Source organism: Methylobacterium sp. Leaf108 (genome assembly GCF_001423265.1).
Lineage (GTDB): Bacteria > Pseudomonadota > Alphaproteobacteria > Rhizobiales > Beijerinckiaceae > Methylobacterium.
Window position 1 is genome coordinate 143,039 of sequence record NZ_LMND01000031.1, and the last position, 19,624, is coordinate 162,662.

Consider the following 19,624-nt stretch of genomic DNA (forward strand, 5'->3'; position numbering starts at 1 on the left):
TCGCCGCCGGCTCACGAAGCGGGCGCGCGCACCCCGGGCCCTGCGGGATTCGCATCGGCCCGGTTACAGGCCTACCATCGCCGGCCTATAGAGGGCCGGCATCGTGACGGGCGGCCGACGGGCCGTCCCTCGATCATCGCCGTGTCGATCCCGAGCGCGGGACGGGCACGGCCTCCTCGACTGAACTTGCGGGAGCCTCCGTGTCGATCAAAGCCGCCCTGCACCACGTCACCCACTACACCTACGACCGGCCGATCGCGCTGGGGCCACAGGTGGTGCGGCTGCGTCCGGCGCCGCACACCCGCACCAAGGTGCCGGCCTATTCGCTCACGGTGACGCCCGAGAACCACTTCATCAACTGGCAGCAGGACCCCAACGGCAACTGGCTCGCCCGGCTGGTGTTTCCCGAGAAGACCACCGAACTGAAGATCCAGGTCGACCTCACCGCCGACATGGCGGTGATCAACCCGTTCGACTTCTTCGTGGAGGAGTACGCCCAGACCCGGCCGTTCGCCTACGAGGCCGACCTCACCGCCGAGCTGAAGCCCTACCTCGTCACCGACGACGCCACCGGCCCCGAGATCGACGCCTTCCTGACCCGGCTGCCGACGGAGACCAACACCGTCCTGTTCCTGGTGGCGCTCAACGCGCAGATCGCCGCCGAGGTCGCCTACGGCGTGCGGATGGAGCCGGGCGTCCAGACGCCGGCCGAGACCCTGACCCTCAAGAGCGGCTCGTGCCGCGACTCCGCCTGGCTGCTGGTGCAGGTGCTGCGCCGCCTCGGCATGGCGGCCCGCTTCGTCTCCGGCTACCTGATCCAGCTCATTCCCGACACCACCGCCGTCGACGGGCCGGTCGGCACCTCCACCGATTTCACCGACCTCCACGCCTGGGCCGAGGTCTACCTGCCGGGTGCCGGCTGGATCGGGCTCGACGCCACCTCCGGCCTCCTGTGCGGCGAGGGCCACATCCCCCTGGCGGCGACCCCGCACTACCAGTCGGCGGCCCCGATCTCGGGCCTGGCCGAGCCGGCCGGGGTGACCTTCGGCTTCGAGATGAACGTGACCCGCGTGGCGGAGGCGCCGCGCATCACCAAGCCGTTCTCGGACGCGGTCTGGACCGCGATGGATGCGCTGGGCGAGCGCATCGACGCCGACCTCCTGGCCCAGGACGTACGCCTGACCATGGGCGGCGAGCCGACCTTCGTCTCCATCGACGACTTCGAATCCGCCGAATGGAACGCCTCCGCCGTGGGGCCGACCAAGCGGGGCCTCGCCGACAAGCTGATCCGGCGCCTGCGCACCCGGTTCGCGCCCGGCGGCATGCTGCACTACGGCCAGGGCAAGTGGTATCCCGGCGAGAGCCTGCCGCGCTGGGCCTTCGCCCTGTTCTGGCGCAAGGACGGGCAGCCGATCTGGCGCGACGCCGACCTGATCGCCTCCGAGACCGGCCCGCGCGACGCCGACATCCAAAAGGCCAAGGCCCTCATCGACGGGCTCGCGGGCAAGCTCGGCCTGTCGGCCTACGTGCTCCCGGCCTACGAGGACCCGGTCTACTGGCAGGAGAAGAAGGACGAACTGCCGGTCAACGTCACCACCTCGGACCCGAAGTTCCCCAACCCCGAGACCAACGCCCGCATGAAGCGGGTGTTCGAGCGGGGCCTGGGCGAGCCCACCGGGTTCGCCCTTCCGCTGGCGAGCCTCGCCCTGGGGGAGGACGACGCCCGGCGCTGGATCTCGGAGGCCTGGGAGTTCCGGCGCGGCCACGCCTTCCTCACGCCGGGCGATTCCCCGGCGGGCTACCGCCTGCCGCTGTCCTCGCTCCCCTACGTGCCGCCCGAGCACTATCCCTACTACCAGCCGCAGGACCCGCTCGAAGAGCGTGGGGCGCTGCCCGGGGCGGCGCCGGCCACGACGACGGCCAACGGCTCGGGCGTCACCGGGGTGGCGGTGCGTACCGCCCTGGCCATCGAGCCGCGCGAGGGCGTGCTGCACGTCTTCATGCCGCCCCTCGAACGGGTGGACGAGTACCTGGAACTGCTCGGCCACCTCGAGGCCGTGGCCACCGACCTCGGCCAGCCCCTGCACATCGAGGGCTACGAGCCGCCGTTCGATCCGCGCATCGGGGTCATCAAGGTCACGCCCGATCCCGGCGTGATCGAGGTCAACGTGCACCCCGCCGCCAGCTGGCGCGAGGCCGTCGCCATCACCACCGACCTCTACGAGGAGGCCCGCCAGATCCGGCTCGGCGCCCAGAAGTTCATGATCGACGGGCGCCACACCGGCACCGGCGGCGGCAACCACGTGGTGCTCGGCGGCGCCACGCCGGCGGATTCGCCGTTCCTGCGCCGGCCCGACCTCCTCAAGAGCCTGGTGCTGTACTGGCAGCGCCACCCCTCGCTCTCGTACCTGTTCGCCGGCCTCTACATCGGTCCCACCAGCCAGGCCCCGCGCATGGACGAGGCCCGCCACGACGGGCTCTACGAACTCGAGATCGCGCTGGCCCAGGTGCCCAAGCCCGACGAGCCCAACATCCCGCGCTGGCTCGTGGACCGCATCTTCCGCAACATCCTGGTGGACGTCACCGGCAACACCCACCGCTCCGAGATCTGCATCGACAAGCTGTACTCGCCGGACGGGCCGACGGGGCGCCTCGGGCTGCTCGAGTTCCGCTCCTTCGAGATGCCGCCGGACCCGCGCATGAGCCTGGCGCAGCAGCTCCTCCTGCGCGCCATCGTGGCCTGGGCCTGGCGCGAGCCGCAAGGTGGCGGCTGCGTCCGCTGGGGCACTGGGCTGCACGACCGCTTCATGCTGCCCCACTTCCTCTGGAGCGACTTCCTCGGCGTCCTCGCGGACCTGCGCGAGGCCGGCTACGACTTCGACCCGGCCGCCTTCCAGGCGCAGTTCGAGTTCCGCTTCCCCGTGTTCGGCAGCATCGAGCAGGGCGGCGTGAGCCTCGAACTGCGCCAGGCCCTGGAGCCCTGGCACGTGCTCGGCGAAGAGGGCGCCATCGGCGGCACCGTGCGCTACGTCGATTCCTCGGTGGAGCGCCTGCAGGTGAAGGCCACCGGCTTCGTGCCCGGCCGCCACGTCATCGCCTGCAACGGCCGGCGCCTGCCGATGACCTCCACCGGGGTCTCCGGCGAGGCCGTGGCGGGCCTGCGCTTCAAGGCCTGGCAACCGGCCTCGTCGATGCACCCGACGATTCCGGCCCATTCGCCCCTCACCATCGACATCCTCGATGCGTGGAGCGGGCGTTCGCTCGGCGGCTGCCGCTACCACGTCAGCCATCCGGGCGGGCGCAACTACGAGACCTTCCCGGTCAACACCTACGAGGCCGAGGGGCGGCGCCTCGCACGGTTCCAGGCGCACGGCCACACCCCCGGCAAGGTCGCGATGCCGCCCGAGGAGGGCAGCCGCGAGTTCCCCATGACCCTCGACATGCGGGTTCCGGCCCCGACATGACACCGCCCTCGGGATCGGCGCACGAGACACCGAGCCAGCGCATCGCCCGCTGGACGGCCGGCTACCGGCCGCACGCGGGCGTGCCGGACGAGTTCATGGACGACCAGGGCCGGGTGAAGGGGGCCTGGCCGCGGGTGCTCGACCGCCTCGGCGCCATGGACGAATCCGAGATCGGCGCCCGCTTCGCCTCCGCCGAGCGCCACATCCGCGATGCCGGGGTCTCCTACCGGATCTACGGCGACCAGCGCGACCACGCCTGGCCGCTGGGCTCGATGCCGCTGGTGATCGAGGAGGACGAGTGGCGCTCCTTGAGCGAGGGCATCGTCGAGCGCGCCGGCCTGATGGAATGGGTGCTCTCCGACATCTACGGCGCCGGCAGCCTGGTGGCGCAGGGCCTGCTCCCCGCCGCCGCGGTGGCCGGCAGCCCCGAGTTCCTGCGGCCGCTCCACGGCGTCGCGCCGCCGGGCGGGCGCTGGCTCAAGCTCTACGCCGCCGACATCGGCCGCGGCCCCGACGGGCGCTGGCGGGTGCTCGCCGACCGGACGCAGTCTCCCTCCGGCCCGGGCTACGCCCTGGAGAACCGGCTTGTGCTCACCCGCGCCTTCCCCGACCTCTACACCGACCTCCACGTCGAGCGGCTGGCGAGCTTCTTCCAGGCGTTTCGCGAGGGCCTGGCGGTGGGGGCCCAGCGCAGCGATCCGCGCATCTGCCTGCTGACCTCCGGGCCGATGAGCTCGACCTACGTCGAGCAGGCGGCGCTGGCGCGCTACCTCGGGCTGCTGCTGGTGGAGGGCGACGACCTCGTCACCCAGGACGGGGTGCTGCACGTGCGCACCGTCTCGGGCCTCAAGCGAGCCGACGTCCTGTGGCGGCGGATCGATTCCGACTACATGGACCCCCTCGAACTCAACCCGGCCTCGCGGCTGGGGGTGCCCGGGCTGGTCGAAGCCCTGCGCGGGGGCCACCTGGTCGTGGGCAACATGCCGGGCTCGGGCATCCTCGAGTCGGGCGCGCTCTCGCCCTACCTCGGCGGCATCGCCCGGCACGTGCTCGGGCACGGCCTGTCGCTGCCGGGGCCGCGCTCGTGGTGGTGCGGCGATCCCGACGCCCTCGCCCATGTCCGCGACCACCTCGATGGCCTCACCCTCCGCCCGGTGGCGACCCCCGGCAAGGGCATGGCCCGCGACGCCATCCTCGGCCCCCACGCGCTGGAGGCCGAGCGCGAGCGCCTGGTCTCGGCCCTGCGCGACCGGCCGTTCGACTTCATCGCAGAGGAAGCGGCGCCCCTCTCCACCACCCCCGGCTGGGAGCGGGGCCCGGGCGGGCTGCGCCTGGTGCCGCGCCCGTTCGTGATGCGGGTGTTCGCGGCCGCCACCCCCGAGGGCTGGCGCGTCATGCCCGGCGGGTTCTGCCGCATCTCCGAACGGCCGGACGTCGCCCCCATCGAGATGCGGGCGGGCATCAAGTCGGCGGACGTGTGGGTCCTGTCGAACCGGCCGGTGGAATCGGTCTCGCTGATCCAGCAGGGCGCGCCCCGTGTGCGGCGCATCGCCGGGCACCTGCCGTCGCGGGCGGCCGACAACCTGTTCTGGTTCGGTCGCTACGTCGAGCGCGCCGAGATCGTGATCCGCCTCGTCATCGCGCATCTGGGCAGCGTCGGCGACGCGGTGGTGGCGGATCTGGCCGGCGACGCCAAGGCGCCCACCGCCCTGCGCATCCGGGCGCTCCTCGACGAATGGGGCGCCATCAGCGCGCCCGACCTGCCCACCGTCGCCATCGCCCGCGAGGCCCTGTGCGGTCGCAAGACCCACGGCTCGGCCCTGGCGCACGGGCTGTCGGCGCGGGACAACGCCGCCTCCCTGCGCGAGCGCCTCTCCAGCGAGGCCTGGCGGGTGCTCACGGACCTGCGCGACGCCCTCGACCACGACGACGGCGAGGCGCGCTCGGAGGCGGAGCTGCTCGGCCTCGCCGAGCGGGCGCTCAGCCACATCGCCGCCCTCTCGGGGCTGGCCGGCGAGAACATGAACCGCACCGCCGGCTGGCACTTCGTCGACCTCGGCCGGCGCATCGAGCGGGCGATCAACACCAGCGCCCTGGCGGTGCGGTTCGCCGGCGACGAGGCGGGGGCCGAGGACCTGGCGGTGATGCTGTCGCTGTGCGACTCGCATATCACCTACGGCGCGCGCTACATGCACGGCGTCGCCCTCGATCCGGTGCGGGACATGGTGCTGCTCGACGCCTTCAACCCCCGCTCGGTGGCCTTCCAGATCGAGGCGATCGTGCGCCACCTCGACGAGTTGCCGGCCCTGCGCGCCGACGGCCTGCCCGAGCCGCACCGGCGCCTCGCCCTGCAGCTGCGGGCCGAGTTCTCCACCGGCGAGGCGGTGGACTTCGAGAGCGCGACGCTGGCCCGCCTGGAGGCCTCGTTCGAGAGCCTGGCCGACGCCATCGCCGGGCGCTACTTCCCCAACGGCCCGCATGCCCTGCGGCCCGAGAAGCTGATGGGGCTCGCGTGATCTACACGCTGCGCCACCTCACCCGCTATCGCTACGGCAAGCCGGTCCGCTTCGCCCGCTGCGCCCTGCGCCTGCGGCCCCAGGACGGCGACGGCCAGCGGGTGCTGGAGAGCACCCTCACGATCTCACCGACCCCGCGCACCCGCATCGTGCGGCGCGACTACTTCGGCCTGGAGACCGAGGCGGTGACCATCGACGCGGTCCACAGCGAACTGCGGGTCGAGGCCCTGTCGCGGGTGCTGGTGGAGCGACCGGCCCTGCCCGAGCCCGAATCCGGCCCGAGCTGGGAGGAGGTCCGCCTGTCCGCCCTGGCGTCGCGGTCGCTGGCGCCCGAGGCGCCGATACACTTCCTGTTCCCGAGCGTGCGGGTGCCCCTGGTGGCGGAGGTGACCGACTACGCCCGCGCCAGCTTCCCGCCCGGCCGCAGCGCCTACGGCGGCGCCTTCGACCTGATGATGCGCATCCGGGCCGATTTCCGGTTCGATTCCAAGGCCACCACCGTGCAGACCCCCCTGGCGGAATCCTTCGCCCTGCGCGCCGGCGTCTGCCAGGACTTCGCCCACATCATGATCGCGGCCCTGCGCGGCCTCGGCCTGCCGGCGGCCTACGTCAGCGGCTACCTGCGCACCATCCCGCCGCCGGGCCGGCCGCGCCTGCGCGGGGCGGACGCCAGCCACGCCTGGGTCGCGGTCTGGTGCGGGCAGGGCTGGATCGGCCTCGACCCCACCAACGGCATCGGCGTGCGCGACGACCACATCCTGGTGGCGCGCGGCCGCGACTACACCGACGTCTCCCCCATCGACGGCATCGTCTCCTCCTCCGGCTCGCAGAAGCTGCGGGTGGAGGTGGACGTGATCCCCGAGGGCGAGGCGATGCCGCCCGAGGTCGCGGAGTTCGAACGGGCCGAGCCCGAGGCCGCCACGGCCTGACCCGGGCGAGTCCACCTCCGCTTCGCAGGATCGCCGGCCGACGGCGGTCGCCCCGCCCGGGAAACCGGAGTGTCCGGGCTCATCCTCATAAGCTTCGACGACGGCACCTGGTCGGACCGTGGACCGACCTGGAATTGGAATTCCTATACCTTTCGTGCATGCTCCGGCGCATCGGGCCGGCCCGCCAGGAACAATAAGGCGGGACGCTCGGCCGTGGAGGAAACATGAACGAGATCGTCAAGCCCGACTCGCTGCTCGTCGCCCAGGCCGAGAGCCTGACCGAGACCTTCTTCGGCGGCTGCCCGCACGACTGTCCCGACACCTGCTCGATGCTGTTCGAGGTGAAGGATGGCGAGCTCCTGAGCGTACGCGGCAACCCGGACCATCCGATGACCCGCGGCGGCCTGTGCGTGAAGCTCAAGGACTACGAGAAGCGCCACTACCATCCCGATCGTCTGCTCTACCCGATGAAGCGGGTCGGCCCGAAGGGCTCGAAGCAGTTCGAGCGCATCACCTGGGACGAGGCCCTCGACACGATCGTCACGCGCTGGAAGGGCATCGTCGACCAGTACGGCCCCGAGGCCATCGCCCCCTACAGCTACCTCGGCAACCAGGGCCTCGTGCACGGGCTGAACGGCGGCGACGCCTTCTTCAACCGCCTGGGCGCCACGGTGACCGAGCGCACCTTCTGCGGCGAGGGCTCGTGCACGGCCTGGCTGCTCACGGTCGGCCCCACCGCGGGCCTCGACCCGGACAGCTACATCCACTCCAAATACATCGTGATCTGGGCCTGCAACTCGGTCAGCACCAACCTGCACCATTGGGCCATCGTCAAGGACGCCCAGAAAAAGGGCGCCAAGGTCGTCGTGATCGATGCCTACGCCTCGCGCACCGCCAAGGCCGCCGACTGGCACATCGCGCCCAAGCCCGGCACCGACGGCGCGCTCGCCATGGCGCTGATCAACTCCATCATCGAACAGGGCCTCGTCGACCAGGACTACGTCGACAACTACACGGTCGGTTTCGAGGACCTGAAGGAGCGTGCCGCTCCGCGTACGCCGGAATGGGCCGCCGAGATCACCGGCATCCCGGCCGAGGACATCCGCACGCTCGCCCGCGAGATGGCCACTGAGCAGCCCGTGGGCATCCGCATGGGCGTGGCGCTGGAGCGGCACTACGGCGGCGGCCAGACCATCCGGGCGGTGTCCTCGATCCCGGCGCTGACCGGCGCCTGGCGCCACGTCGGCGGCGGCGTCACGCAGTTCGGCGTCTGGGAGCACCCCTACAAGTTCGACGTGATGTGCCGGCCCGACCTGATCCCGGAAGGCACCCGGGTCGTCTCGAACCTGCAGATCGGACGCGCGCTCACCGGCGAATTGCAGCTCGACCCGCCGATCATGTCGATGATGTGCTGGAACTCGAACCCGGTCACGCAGGCGCCCGAGACCGACAAGATCGTCGCCGGGCTGATGCGCGAGGACCTGTTCATGGTCTCGGCCGAGCACTTCGTCTCGGACACCGCAGCCTACGCCGACATCCTGCTCCCCGCCACGATGGGCGCGGAGATGGAGGACATGATCCTGTCCTGGGGCCACCTCTACCTGACCTACAACACCAAGTGCGCCGAGGCGCCGGGGGAGGCCATCCCCAACAACGAGATCTTCCGGCGGCTGGCCGCCCGGCTCGGCTTCGAGGAGGAGAACTTCAAGTGGACCGACACGGAGTGCCTGGAGCACTACGTGGACTGGAACGCGCCGGCCTGCGAGGGCATCGATCTCCAGTACATGCGCGAGAACGGCTTCGCCCGACTCAAGGTCGGCACGCCGGACGACCGGGCGCCGCACCGGGAAGGCAACTTCCCGACGCCCACCGGCAAGTGCATGCTCAAGGTCGAGGGCGCCACGAACTTCGTCGCCCCGCCGTTCCGGCAGATGTACGAGGGCTTCCAGCCCGGCGAGGCGCTCGACCCGCTGCCCGACTACCTCGGCCCCCGCGAGTCCCACGCGAACGATCCGGAGCTCGCCAGGCGCTTCCCGCTCAACATCGTCTCGCCGAAAAGCCACTACTTCCTGAACTCCTGCTACGCCAACATGGAGGACAAGCAGAAGGGCCAGGGCGAGCAGTTCGTGATGATCAGTCAAGCCGACGCCGACGCGCGCGGGATCAGGGACGGCGACCGCGTCCAGGTCGCCAACGACCGCGGCGCCTTCAAGGGCGTGGCGCGCATCACCGAGGACGTCAGGGCCGGCATCGTCGTGGCAACGCTGGGCTACTGGCGCCAGCTCAACGACGGCACGGTCAACAGCATCAGCTCGTCGGCCTTCACCGACATGGGCCACGCCCCGTCCTTCTCCGACAACCTCGTCGAGGTGTCGCGCGCCAACTGAGCCCCCGCGGGTCGTCACGACGAGCACAGGCGCCCGAAAGGGCGCCTGCTGTCGCGCATGTCATGGCGCGACGGCCCTGTGGACTTGTCCCGCAGCCCTCGCTAAGGGCGCGAACGGCGCAGGTCGGCGCCGAGCCGGGAGCATGGCCGTGTTGAGTCCGAGCGAAGCCGCCGTGCGCGAGGCCATCCTCGCCTTCGTCGCCAGCCGCAATCCCGGCATCGCGCCCGGCGCGGTGACCGGGGCGACCTCCCTCGTCACCAGCGACGTCCTCGATTCGATCGGGGTGCTCGACCTCCTGATGGAGCTGGGCGAGCGCTTCGACGTGCCCGTGGACGAGGAGAGCTTCGCGCTTCCCAACTTCGAGAGCGTCGACGCCCTAGCCCGGTCCATCGACGGCAGGCGGGTGCGGGCCTGACCACCGGCATGGCCGTCCCACGCCTGCTGCACCACCTCCTCGACGGTCCGCCCTGCGCGGGCGGGCGCGAGGCCATCGTCGATGGCGCCGACCGCGTGAGCTACGACGCCCTGCGCGGCCGGGTGACGGTTCTGGCCGACCGCCTGAGGACGGCGGGGGTGGGGGCGGGTGACCGGGTCGGGATCCTCCTGCCGAAATCGGCGGCGGAATGTGCCGCGATCTTCGCCGTGAGCCTCGCGGGCGGGGTCGTTGTGCCGATCCATCCGAGCCTGAAGCCGCCCCAGGTCCGGCACATCCTGGACGATTGCGGGGCCGGCGCGCTGGTGAGCGACGCGACCTCCGATCCGCTGTCCCTCGGGGGCGGCGACCGCCCGGACGACACCGTCCGCGTCTTCGCGCTGGCACCGCGGGACGGCCCGCCTCCTCCGGAAGACCTCGCGGCGATCCTCTACACCTCCGGCTCCACCGGGTTGCCCAAGGGGGTGATGCTCAGCCACGCCAACCTCCTGGCCGGCACCCGGATCGTGCGGGGCTACCTCGGGATCGGGCCCGACGACCGCCTGCTCTCGGTGCTGCCGCTGTCGTTCGACTACGGCCTAAACCAGCTGCTGACGAGCGTGGAGCAGGGGGCCTGCCTCGTGCTGCACCGGGTTCGGTTCGGGGATGCGCTGGTGGCGGCGCTGGCCGAACACCGCATCACCGGGCTCGCGGGGGTGCCGACCCTGTGGACGCTCCTGACCCGGGCCGCCCCCAGCCTCGCCGCCACGGCGCTGCCGCACCTGCGCTACCTCACCAATTCGGGCGGCGCGGTGCCGCCCGAGACCGTGGCCCGCCTGGCCCGGGCCCTGCCGGACACCGACATCGTCCTGATGTACGGGCTGACGGAAGCCTTCCGCTCGACCTGGCTGCCGCCGGGCGAGGTCGCCCGGCGCCCCGGCTCCATCGGCCGGGCCATCCCCGAGACGGAGGTCTTCTGCGTCGATGCCCGGGGGCGCCGCACCGGGCCGGGCGAGCCGGGCATCCTGATGCACCGCGGCCCCACCGTGTCGCTCGGCTACTGGAACCGGCCCGAGGACACCGCGCGGGTGATCGTGCCCGATCCGGACGATCCCGCCGCGCCTCCGGTGTGCCGCTCGGACGACCTCGCGGTGGTGGACGCCGACGGTTACTTCACCTTCCTCGGCCGGGCCGACGCCCTCATCAAGAGTGCGGGGTTCCGCATCAGCCCCAACGAGGTCGAGGCGGCCCTGATGGAGACGGGCGCCTTCCGCTCCGTGGCGGTGATCGGCCTGCCCGATCCCGACCTCGGCCAGCGCGTGCATGCGGTGGCGGTGGCGGCGCAGGATGGGCCCTCGACGCAGGCCGCGATGACGCGGGTGCGGACGCGTCTGGCCCCCCACATGGTGCCCCGCGCCGTCGAGGCGGTGGAGGCGCTGCCCGTCACCCCCAACGGCAAGGTCGACTACACCCGCCTCGTCGCGGAACGGACCGATCATGCCCCAAGCGACCATGCCTGAGCCGGCCGACCTCGCCGACCGCCTGATCGCGCGCCACTTTCCCCGGGACGGGGAGGGCGGCCTCACGATCGGCGGCCTGTCCGTCGCAGCCCTCGCCGACACCTACGGCACGCCGCTGTTCCTCTACGACGCGGCGGTGATGCGCTCCGCCTATCGCGCCCTGGCAGGGGCGGTGGCCGGGTTCGCGCAGGTGGACTACTCGGTCAAGGCCAACCCCGCCCCGGCGGTGATCCGGGTGTTCGCGCAGGAGGGGGCGGGCGCCGAGATTGCCTCGGGCGCCGAGTTCGAGGCGGCCCTGGGGGCAGGGCTGGCGGCGGACCGCATCCTGTTCGCCGGGCCGGGCAAGGGCGAGACGGAGATCGACCGGGTGGTGGCCGCCGGCATCGGCGAGATCCATCTCGAGAACGCCGAGGAGATGGCCCGCGTCGCCGCGGCCGCCAGACGCCACGGACGCATCGCGCGGGTGGCGATCCGGATCAACCCCGGCCCCGAGGCGCAGGGCGGGGCCATGCGCATGGGCGGAAAACCCTCGCCGTTCGGCTTCGACGAGGAGGACCTCGACGCGGTGGTCGATGCCGTCGAGGCCGAGCCCGGCCTGGCGCTCTCCGGCATCCACCTGTTCGCCGGGACGCAGGGGCTCATGGCCGCGACGCTGCTGGCGCAATGGGGCCATGGGCTCGCCCTGGCCGCGCGGGTGGCCGACCGGATCGGCCGGCCACTGGCCACGATCGACCTCGGCGGCGGCCTCGGCATCCCGTATTTCGCCTCCGATTCCGACCTCGACCTCGACGCGATCCGCGCGGGCGTGCCGGCCCTCGCACGGAGCCTCGCCGCGCATCCGGGGCTGGCGGGCGCCCGCGTCGTCCTGGAACCCGGCCGCTACCTCGCCGGTCCGGCCGGGATCTACGTCGCACGGGTGCGGGCGGTGAAGGTCTCGCGCGGCACCCGCTTCCTCATCACCGACGGCGGCCTCCATCACCACCTGGCGGCCTCGGGCAACCTCGGCCAGGTGATCAAGCGCGACTATCCGGTGAGCGCGGTGCGCGAGGCCCCCGACAGCCCGCGCAGCCCCTGCGCCGTGGTCGGCCCCCTGTGCACGCCCCTCGACATGCTGGCGCGGGCGACGGCGCTGCCGGATCTCGCCGAGGGCGACCTCGTCGCGGTGCTGCAGTCGGGCGCCTACGGCCTCACCGCCAGCCCCACCGGTTTCCTGAGCCACCCGCTCCCGGCGGAAGTGCTGGTGGACGCAGGCCGCGCGGCGCGGATCGGCTCGCCATGAACCGGTCGCTCAGGCGCCCCGCTCGGAATAGCGCCGGAAGGCTTCCAGCGTCTCGGCGCTGACGTGGTGCTCGATGCCTTCCGCGTCGCGACGCGCCGTCTCCGGGCTGACGCCGAGCGCACACAGGAACAGTTCGACGATGCGGTGGCGCTCCCGGCTCTGGGCGGCCAGGGCCTGGCCGGCGGCGGTGAGGAAGACGCCGCGGTAGGGCCGCTGCTGCACGAAGCCGTCCTCGGCCAGGCGCTTGAGCATCTTGGCGACGGTGGGCTGGGCGACGCCCAGGCGCGCGGCGATGTCGACCTGCCGCGCCTCGCCGCCGTCGCCGATCAGGTCGGAGATGAGCTCGACGTAATCCTCGACCAGTTCCAGGCGCCGGGCCTCGCGCGCCTGGCGGAAGCTCTCCACATGCACGTCCGGATCGATGAGAGGCACCTCGGCCTCGGATCGGGAGGGTTCGCGCATGATGCCGGCTGACTCTCGCGGTCGCTGCGGCGCCGCGTCGCGCGGTGCCGTCCGGCTCCTGTTTAGCCAAGCCCGGCCCCGGATGGGAGCCCCCCGGACGGGTTCGCACGGGATTCGAGGGGTGGTGCGCTGCGCAGGTGCGCCACGAAATCCCGCGCGAAGGCGGGCAGGGCGTCGAGCGCGCGCAGGCACAGGGTGAGGTCGCGCAGGGCCCATGGGTCGGTGAGCGGCACGATGCCGATGGCCATGCCGCGCATGGCACGCCGGGCCGTGGTCTCCGGCACGATGCCGACCCCGACCCCGCATTCGACGAGGCGGCAGACCGCATCGAAGCTGCGCAGCTGCACCCGCAGCCGCAGGGAGCGGCCATCGATGCGCCCGGCCTTGTCGGCCAGGAACCGGGTGAGGGCGCTCGCCCGGTCGAGCCCGACGAGGTCGTGGGCGAGCACGTCGGCGAAGCTCGCCGCCTCGGCGGCGGCCAGGGCGTGGCCGGGCGCCACCACCACCACGAAGCGGTCCTGCCGGAACGGATAGGTCTGGAGGGTGCCGGTATCGACGGTGCCGGCCACGATGCCGAGATCGGCCGCGCCCTCGGCCACGAGGCCGACGATCTCGTCCGAGGTCCGCTCCTCGATGTCGACGCTGACGCCGGGGTGGCGGCCGAGGTAGGCGCTGAGCACTTCGGGCAGGAATTCGGTGAGCGCGTTGGTGTTCGACAGGAGCCTGATCTGCCCCACCGTGCCGCCGGCGTAGGCGGCCAGCTCCCCCTGCATCCGCTCGACACGGTCGAGCAGGACGCGGGCGTGGGCGAGCAGGGTCCGGCCCGCCGGGGTGAGGGCGACGCCCTGGCGGCTGCGGATGAGGAGGGCGGCCCCCAGGGTCTCCTCCATCCCCCGCACCCGGGCGGAGGCCGCCGCCAGCGCCAGGTTGGCCCGCGCCGCGCCGTGGGTGATCGAGCCGGCCTCGACCACGTGGCGGAACAGGCTGAGATCGACGAGGTCGAAACGCATCATCGGGCCGGTTTCCTAATCGCCGCGCGTCCTGCCGGATCCGCGTGAAACGAACCGGGTGCGATCAGCACTTCCTTAACCTTGTCGCCCGATGCTGCGCACCATGGTTGTCCGTCGCCGCGTCCGTTCCGTCCTGATGCCCCTCGGCCTCTTCGCCGTGTCGGCGCTCGTCGTGACCTATTTCGTGCAGCAGGCCGAGAGCGGCAACCGCGGCCTCGTCGCCAAGCGCGCCCTCAAGATCCAGGCCTACGGCCTCAACCAGGAACTCGCGGCCGCACGGGCCGACCGGGCGATCTGGGAGCACCGGGTCGCGCTGCTGCGGTCGGACCAGATCGACCGCGACCTCCTGGAGGAGCGCGCCCGGGTGATGCTCGGCCGCGTCCACGCCAACGACGTGGTGATCATCGATCCCTGAAAACGGGGCGCGCCGGCGCACCGCGGTTGCCGCGATCCGTTCCGGCGGCGCGACGGGCCGAGCACGCGCCCGCCGCGAAACCCGGCATGAAACTTGGACGAGTGACAGAACCGGCGGTTGCTTCACTCCGCGCCGTGCCGGCCCTCGCTTTCCCCCGGACCCTGCCCTAAGACTCCTCGCCACGAGAGCAGTTCACGGGAGGTCGCCGATGGATGCCGCGAACGAAGCGGGTCACGCCACAGCCGAAGCCGCCAAGGCGATGCGCGAGAGCGACCCCGGCCACGCCCCGGCCCCGAACACGCCGCAGTTCACCAAGGACGAAGACCTCCACGCCTATCACGAGATGCTGCTGATCCGCCGCTTCGAGGAGAAGGCGGGCCAGCTCTACGGGATGGGGCTGATCGGCGGGTTCTGCCACCTCTACATCGGCCAGGAAGCGGTCGTCATCGGCATGCAGATGGCCTCGGTCGAGGGCGACCAGGTCATCACCGGCTACCGCGACCACGGCCACATGCTGGCCTGCGGCATGGACCCCAAGGGCGTCATGGCCGAACTGACCGGACGCCGCGGCGGCTACAGCCGCGGCAAGGGCGGCTCGATGCACATGTTCTCCCGTGAGAAGCAATTCTTCGGCGGCCACGGCATCGTCGGCGCCCAGGTCTCCCTCGGGACCGGGCTGGGCTTCGCCGACGCCTACCGCAAGAACGGCCAGGTCAGCATGACCTACATGGGCGACGGCGCCGCCAACCAGGGCCAGGTCTACGAGAGCTTCAACATGGCCCAGCTCTGGAAGCTGCCGGTCGTCTACGTGATCGAGAACAACCGCTACGCCATGGGCACCTCGGTGGCCCGCGCCTCGGCCCAGACCGATTTTTCCAAGCGCGGCATCTCCTTCGGCATCCCCGGCGAGCAGGTCGACGGGATGGACGTGCGCACGGTCCGCGAGGCGGCGGCCCGCGCCATCGCCCACGCCCGCTCGGGCGAAGGCCCCTACATCCTGGAGATGCAGACCTACCGCTATCGCGGCCACTCGATGTCCGACCCGGCCAAGTACCGGTCGAAGGACGAGGTCTCGAAGATGCGCGACGAGCACGACCCCATCGAGATGGTGCGCAAGCGCCTGATCGAGGCGCACGGCGTGCCGGAGGCCGAGCTCAAGGCCACCGACGCCAAGGTGCGCGAGGTCGTCAACGAATCGGCCGAGTTCGCGACCCACGACCCCGAGCCGGACCCCTCGGAACTCTGGACGGACATCCTGCTCGAGGCGCGCGCCTGACGCACCCACGAGACGACGGGGCCGCCCGCTTCATCCTCGATCGACAGAGTACCCTATGGCGACCGACATCCTGATGCCCGCCCTCTCGCCCACCATGGAGGAGGGCAAGCTCGCCAAATGGCTCAAGAAGGAGGGCGACGCGGTCAAGTCCGGCGACGTCCTCGCCGAGATCGAGACCGACAAGGCGACGATGGAGGTCGAGGCCATCGACGAGGGCATCCTCGCCAAGATCCTCGTGGAGGAGGGCGCCGAGGGCGTGAAGGTCAACACGCCGATCGCCATCATCGCCGCCGAGGGCGAGGACGTGGCGGCGGCGGCCAGCGGCGGCGGCAAGCCGAAGGCGAACGGCGCCGCGGCCGAGCCGCCCGCGCCGACCCCCGACATGCAGGCGGAGGGGCAGGCCGCGCAGAGCGCCCCCACCGCCAAGACCGCCGACGACACGCCCAACGCCCCCGCCGCCCCGGCCGTGATCACCACCAAGGCCCGGGCCGAGGTGATGGAGGATTATCCCGCCGGCACCGAGATGGTGACGACGAGCGTGCGCGAGGCCCTGCGCGACGCCATGGCCGAGGAGATGCGCAAGGACGACGACGTCTTCGTGATCGGCGAGGAGGTCGCCGAGTACCAGGGCGCCTACAAGATCACGCAGGGGCTGCTGCAGGAGTTCGGCGCGCGCCGGGTGGTCGACACACCGATCACCGAGCACGGCTTCGCCGGCATCGCGGTGGGCGCAGCCTATACCGGCCTCAAGCCCATCGTCGAGTTCATGACCTTCAACTTCGCCATGCAGGCGATCGACCACATCATCAACTCGGCGGCCAAGACACTCTACATGTCCGGCGGCCAGCTCGGCTGCCCGATCGTGTTCCGTGGCCCCAACGGTGCGGCCGCCCGCGTCGGCGCTCAGCACAGCCACGACTACTCGGCCTGGTACTCCAACGTGCCCGGCCTGAAGGTGGTGGCCCCCTACACCGCCGCCGACGCCAAGGGCCTGCTCAAGGCCGCCATCCGCGATCCCAACCCGGTGATCTTCCTCGAGAACGAGATCCTCTACGGCCAGACCTTCCCCGTGCCGAAGCTCGACGACTTCGTGGTGCCGATCGGCAAGGCCAAGGTCCACCGCACCGGCAAGGACGTGACCATCGTCTCCTTCTCCATCGGCATGACCTATGCCCTCAAGGCCGCCCAGGCGCTGGCCGAACAGGGCATCGAGGCGGAGGTGATCGACCTGCGCACCCTGCGCCCGATGGACACCGCCACGGTGGTGGAATCGGTGAAGAAGACCGGCCGCTGCGTCACCGTGGAGGAGGGATTCCCGCAGTCGGGCATCGGCGCCGAGATCGTCGCCCGCCTGATGGTGGACGCCTTCGACTACCTCGACGCGCCTGTCCTGCGCGTGACCGGCAAGGACGTGCCGATGCCGTATGCGGCCAACCTCGAGAAGCTGGCGCTCCCCAACGTCGCCGAGGTGGTCGAGGCGGCCAAGGCGGTCTGCTATCGCTGAGGCGCAGACCGTGAGCGAGTCCTTCGTCGAACTGGCCGTGCCGCCGGACGCCCTCGAACAGGGCGGAATCGAGGTCCTGCGCGCCGCCGTCGTGGACGGCGCGATCAGCGTGGCCCTGCGCCGCTCCTTCGACGACCCCGCGACCTGGGGGCGGCTTCTCAGCGACCTCGCCCGTCAGGCCGCGCGCGCCTACGGCCTCGAGACCGGGATGTCGGAGGACGAAGCGTTCGAACGCATCCGCGCCGGGTGGGAGGCCGAGAGCCTCGACCCCGGCGGCTTCAACTAGCGGCGCATGCCCATGGCCGATGCCGCGACCCGCCTCGCCACCTACGCCGATCTCGAGGCCGTGCCGGACCATCTCGTGGCCGAGATCGTCTTTGGGGTGCTGGAGACGCATCCGCGCCCGAGGCCTCGGCACGCCATGGCAGCATCCGACCTTGGGTCCGTCTTGGGCCCCCCCTACCGGCACGGTCGCGGCGGCCCCGGCGGCTGGATCTTCATGATCGAGCCCGAGCTCCACCTCGGTTCGCATGTGGTGGTGCCCGATCTCGCGGGCTGGCGCCGCGAACGCATGATAGCCGAGCCGGCCACCGCCTTCGTCGAGACTCCGCCCGACTGGGTCTGCGAAATCCTGTCGCCGTCCACGGCGCGCCTCGACCGCGGTCCCAAGCGCCGCATCTACGCCGAGGCGGGAGTGAGCCATCTCTGGCTGCTCGATCCGGGCGAGGGCGTGCTCGAAGGCTTCGCGCTCACCGGCCGCCAGTGGCTGCTGCTCGGTACCGTCGCACGCGGCGACGTGGTGGCCCTGTCCCCCTTCGACGCCGCACCGTTCCCACTCGACGACCTGTTCCCCTTCGACGATCCGGCCGCCCCGCCTGCGGCGCCTCTCCCGCCCGAGGTCTGACGCCATGCCCATCAACGTCCTGATGCCCGCCCTGTCGCCGACGATGGAGAAGGGCAATCTCGCCAAGTGGCTGAAGAAGGAGGGCGACGCCGTGAAATCCGGCGACGTGCTGGCCGAGATCGAGACCGACAAGGCGACGATGGAGGTGGAGGCCATCGACGAGGGCATCCTGGCGAGGATCCTGGTGCCGGAGGGCACCGCCGACGTGCCGGTGAACGACCTCATCGCCATCATCGCCGGGGAGGGCGAGGACCCGGCCGGCATCCAGGCGCCGGGCAGCGGCGCGGCCAAGGCCGAGGCGGCTCCGCCCAGCGAGAACACGATGCCCGGCGGCGGCCAGATGGCCTATGCCCGGGTCGATGCGGCACCGGAGGGCGCCGAGCCGACCCATCCGCCCGAGGCCAAGTCCCCCGAGGGTGCGGCACAGGGCGGCCGCGTCGTCGCCTCGCCGCTGGCCCGCCGCATCGCCAAGATCGAGGGGATCGACCTTTCCGCCGTGTCCGGCTCCGGCCCGCGCGGACGGGTGATCGAGCGCGACGTGCGGGCGGCGGCGGCTGACGGTTCGGCCAAGGCCGGCGCTCCGAAGGCGGACGCACCCAAGTCGGCTCCGACCGCGCCCGCGCCGGCGGCCGCCCCTGCGCCGTCCCCGAAGGCCGCCACCGGGGCACCGGCGGGGCTCAGCCTCGATCAGGTCCGCGGCTTCTACCAGAAGGGCGCCTACGAGGAGGTGCCGCTGGACGGCATGCGCAAGACCATCGCCAAGCGCCTCACCGAGGCGATGCAGGTGGCGCCGCACTTCTACCTGACGGTGGATTGCGAGATCGACGCGCTGATGTCCCTGCGCGAGCAGCTCAACAAGAGCGCCGCCGTCGCCAAGGACGGCAAGCCGGCCTTCAAGCTCTCGGTGAACGACTTCGTCATCAAGGCGATGGGCCTCGCGCTGATGCGGGTGCCCACCGCCAACGCGGTCTGGGCCGAGGACCGCATCCTGCGCTTCAACAACGCCGAGGTCGGCGTGGCGGTGGCCATCGACGGCGGGCTGTTCACGCCGGTGATCCGCAGGGCCGACCAGAAGACGCTCTCCACCATCTCCAACGAGATGAAGGATTTCGCCGCCCGTGCACGGGCCAAGAAGCTCAAGCCCGAGGAGTACCAGGGCGGCGTCACCTCGGTCTCGAACCTCGGCATGTTCGGGATCAAGCACTTCACCGCGGTGATCAACCCGCCGCAATCCTCGATCCTGGCCGTGGGCGCCGGCGAGAAGCGCGTCGTCGTCAAGGACGGCGCCCCGGCGGTGGTCCAGGCGATGACCGCCACCCTTTCCTGCGACCACCGGGTGCTCGACGGGGCGCTCGGCGCCGAGCTGATCTCGGCGTTCAAGAGCCTGATCGAGAACCCGATGGGGATGCTGGTGTAAGCCGGAACCACAACGCGCTTCCCTCCTCCCTCGTGGGGAGGGATCGAGGGTGGGGGAGGTTCCACCACTCCGCAGCGGGTCACCCAGCCGCCCCCACCTCCACGTCCTCTCCGCAAGGGGGAGGAGAGC

15 protein-coding genes are annotated in these 19,624 nt (G+C 71.6%); 13 read left to right on the plus strand and 2 right to left on the minus strand.

All coding sequences use genetic code 11. From position 1 onward, the window contains the following. Positions 1-200 precede the first annotated feature (200 nt). From ASF39_RS15385 to ASF39_RS15415, 7 genes are all read left to right on the plus strand, one after another. Complete coding sequence (locus tag ASF39_RS15385) at positions 201-3,464, plus strand: transglutaminase family protein (RefSeq protein WP_056285467.1); 3,264 nt, start codon at positions 201-203, stop codon at positions 3,462-3,464. Beyond that, complete coding sequence (locus ASF39_RS15390) at positions 3,461-5,980, plus strand: circularly permuted type 2 ATP-grasp protein (RefSeq protein ID WP_056285470.1); 2,520 nt, start codon at positions 3,461-3,463, stop codon at positions 5,978-5,980. Before ASF39_RS15385 ends, ASF39_RS15390 begins: the two co-directional genes overlap by 4 nt. Beyond that, positions 5,977-6,909 carry a transglutaminase family protein gene (locus ASF39_RS15395; protein ID WP_056285473.1) on the plus strand — a complete coding sequence of 311 codons (933 nt, stop codon included), beginning with the start codon at positions 5,977-5,979 and terminating at the stop codon, positions 6,907-6,909. Before ASF39_RS15390 ends, ASF39_RS15395 begins: the two co-directional genes overlap by 4 nt. A 224-nt stretch (positions 6,910-7,133) precedes the next feature. Further along, positions 7,134-9,296 carry a molybdopterin oxidoreductase family protein gene (locus ASF39_RS15400; RefSeq protein ID WP_055889281.1) on the plus strand — a complete coding sequence of 721 codons (2,163 nt, stop codon included), beginning with the start codon at positions 7,134-7,136 and terminating at the stop codon, positions 9,294-9,296. 142 nt (positions 9,297-9,438) lie between these two features. Next, positions 9,439-9,711, plus strand: a complete 273-nt coding sequence (locus ASF39_RS15405; protein ID WP_055889284.1) for an acyl carrier protein — start codon at positions 9,439-9,441, stop codon at positions 9,709-9,711. Positions 9,712-9,719: 8 nt separating this feature from the next. Then, positions 9,720-11,228 (plus strand): AMP-binding protein, encoded by a 1,509-nt coding sequence (locus ASF39_RS15410; RefSeq protein ID WP_056285475.1) that lies wholly within the window; start codon positions 9,720-9,722, stop codon positions 11,226-11,228. Then, entirely contained in the window at positions 11,221-12,507 is a 1,287-nt protein-coding gene (locus ASF39_RS15415; protein ID WP_056285480.1) for a type III PLP-dependent enzyme, read from the plus strand. The genes ASF39_RS15410 and ASF39_RS15415 overlap by 8 nt, the downstream gene beginning before the upstream one ends. Before the next feature lie 9 nt (positions 12,508-12,516). On the opposite strand, the gene mntR is transcribed toward ASF39_RS15415, so the two are convergent. Both mntR and ASF39_RS15425 read right to left on the minus strand, forming a co-directional pair. Further along, a complete protein-coding gene (gene mntR / locus ASF39_RS15420) occupies positions 12,517-12,969 on the minus strand; it encodes a manganese-binding transcriptional regulator MntR (RefSeq protein ID WP_055889292.1) in 453 nt (150 codons plus the stop codon). 62 nt (positions 12,970-13,031) lie between these two features. Then, the gene (locus ASF39_RS15425) at positions 13,032-13,979 is read right to left on the minus strand and encodes a LysR substrate-binding domain-containing protein (protein WP_056285775.1); all 948 of its coding nucleotides are present in this window, start codon (positions 13,977-13,979) and stop codon (positions 13,032-13,034) included. Positions 13,980-14,082: 103 nt separating this feature from the next. Between ASF39_RS15425 and ASF39_RS15430 the strand changes: the two genes are divergently transcribed. The 6 genes from ASF39_RS15430 to ASF39_RS15455 all read left to right on the plus strand — a co-directional run bounded on the left by ASF39_RS15430 (position 14,083) and on the right by ASF39_RS15455 (position 19,495). After that, complete coding sequence (locus ASF39_RS15430; RefSeq protein WP_055889490.1) at positions 14,083-14,394, plus strand: septum formation initiator family protein; 312 nt, start codon at positions 14,083-14,085, stop codon at positions 14,392-14,394. 259 nt (positions 14,395-14,653) lie between these two features. Continuing rightward, positions 14,654-15,670 carry a pyruvate dehydrogenase (acetyl-transferring) E1 component subunit alpha gene (pdhA, locus tag ASF39_RS15435; protein ID WP_156387826.1) on the plus strand — a complete coding sequence of 339 codons (1,017 nt, stop codon included), beginning with the start codon at positions 14,654-14,656 and terminating at the stop codon, positions 15,668-15,670. A gap of 55 nt (positions 15,671-15,725) precedes the next feature. Then, the gene (locus tag ASF39_RS15440) at positions 15,726-17,174 is read left to right on the plus strand and encodes a pyruvate dehydrogenase complex E1 component subunit beta (protein WP_056285483.1); all 1,449 of its coding nucleotides are present in this window, start codon (positions 15,726-15,728) and stop codon (positions 17,172-17,174) included. 10 nt (positions 17,175-17,184) lie between these two features. Continuing rightward, positions 17,185-17,460, plus strand: a complete 276-nt coding sequence (locus tag ASF39_RS15445) for a DUF5076 domain-containing protein (RefSeq protein ID WP_056285486.1) — start codon at positions 17,185-17,187, stop codon at positions 17,458-17,460. 12 nt (positions 17,461-17,472) lie between these two features. After that, positions 17,473-18,078, plus strand: coding sequence for a Uma2 family endonuclease (locus ASF39_RS15450; RefSeq protein ID WP_055889302.1), 606 nt, complete (start codon positions 17,473-17,475; stop codon positions 18,076-18,078). 4 nt (positions 18,079-18,082) lie between these two features. Continuing rightward, entirely contained in the window at positions 18,083-19,495 is a 1,413-nt protein-coding gene (locus tag ASF39_RS15455; RefSeq protein ID WP_056285488.1) for a pyruvate dehydrogenase complex dihydrolipoamide acetyltransferase, read from the plus strand. Positions 19,496-19,624: the final 129 nt, after the last annotated feature.

Coding starts and splice junctions, on each gene's coding strand:
- ASF39_RS15410 (WP_056285475.1), top strand. CDS start 9,720: ATGGCCGTCCCACGCCTGCTGCACCACCTCCTCGACGGTCCGCCCTGC.
- ASF39_RS15390 (WP_056285470.1), top strand. CDS start 3,461: ATGACACCGCCCTCGGGATCGGCGCACGAGACACCGAGCCAGCGCATC.
- ASF39_RS15425 (WP_056285775.1), bottom strand. CDS start 13,979: ATGCGTTTCGACCTCGTCGATCTCAGCCTGTTCCGCCACGTGGTCGAG.
- ASF39_RS15450 (WP_055889302.1), top strand. CDS start 17,473: ATGGCCGATGCCGCGACCCGCCTCGCCACCTACGCCGATCTCGAGGCC.
- ASF39_RS15415 (WP_056285480.1), top strand. CDS start 11,221: ATGCCTGAGCCGGCCGACCTCGCCGACCGCCTGATCGCGCGCCACTTT.
- ASF39_RS15455 (WP_056285488.1), top strand. CDS start 18,083: ATGCCCATCAACGTCCTGATGCCCGCCCTGTCGCCGACGATGGAGAAG.
- ASF39_RS15400 (WP_055889281.1), top strand. CDS start 7,134: ATGAACGAGATCGTCAAGCCCGACTCGCTGCTCGTCGCCCAGGCCGAG.
- ASF39_RS15430 (WP_055889490.1), top strand. CDS start 14,083: ATGGTTGTCCGTCGCCGCGTCCGTTCCGTCCTGATGCCCCTCGGCCTC.
- ASF39_RS15405 (WP_055889284.1), top strand. CDS start 9,439: ATGGCCGTGTTGAGTCCGAGCGAAGCCGCCGTGCGCGAGGCCATCCTC.
- pdhA (WP_156387826.1), top strand. CDS start 14,654: ATGCGCGAGAGCGACCCCGGCCACGCCCCGGCCCCGAACACGCCGCAG.
- ASF39_RS15440 (WP_056285483.1), top strand. CDS start 15,726: ATGGCGACCGACATCCTGATGCCCGCCCTCTCGCCCACCATGGAGGAG.
- mntR (WP_055889292.1), bottom strand. CDS start 12,969: ATGCGCGAACCCTCCCGATCCGAGGCCGAGGTGCCTCTCATCGATCCG.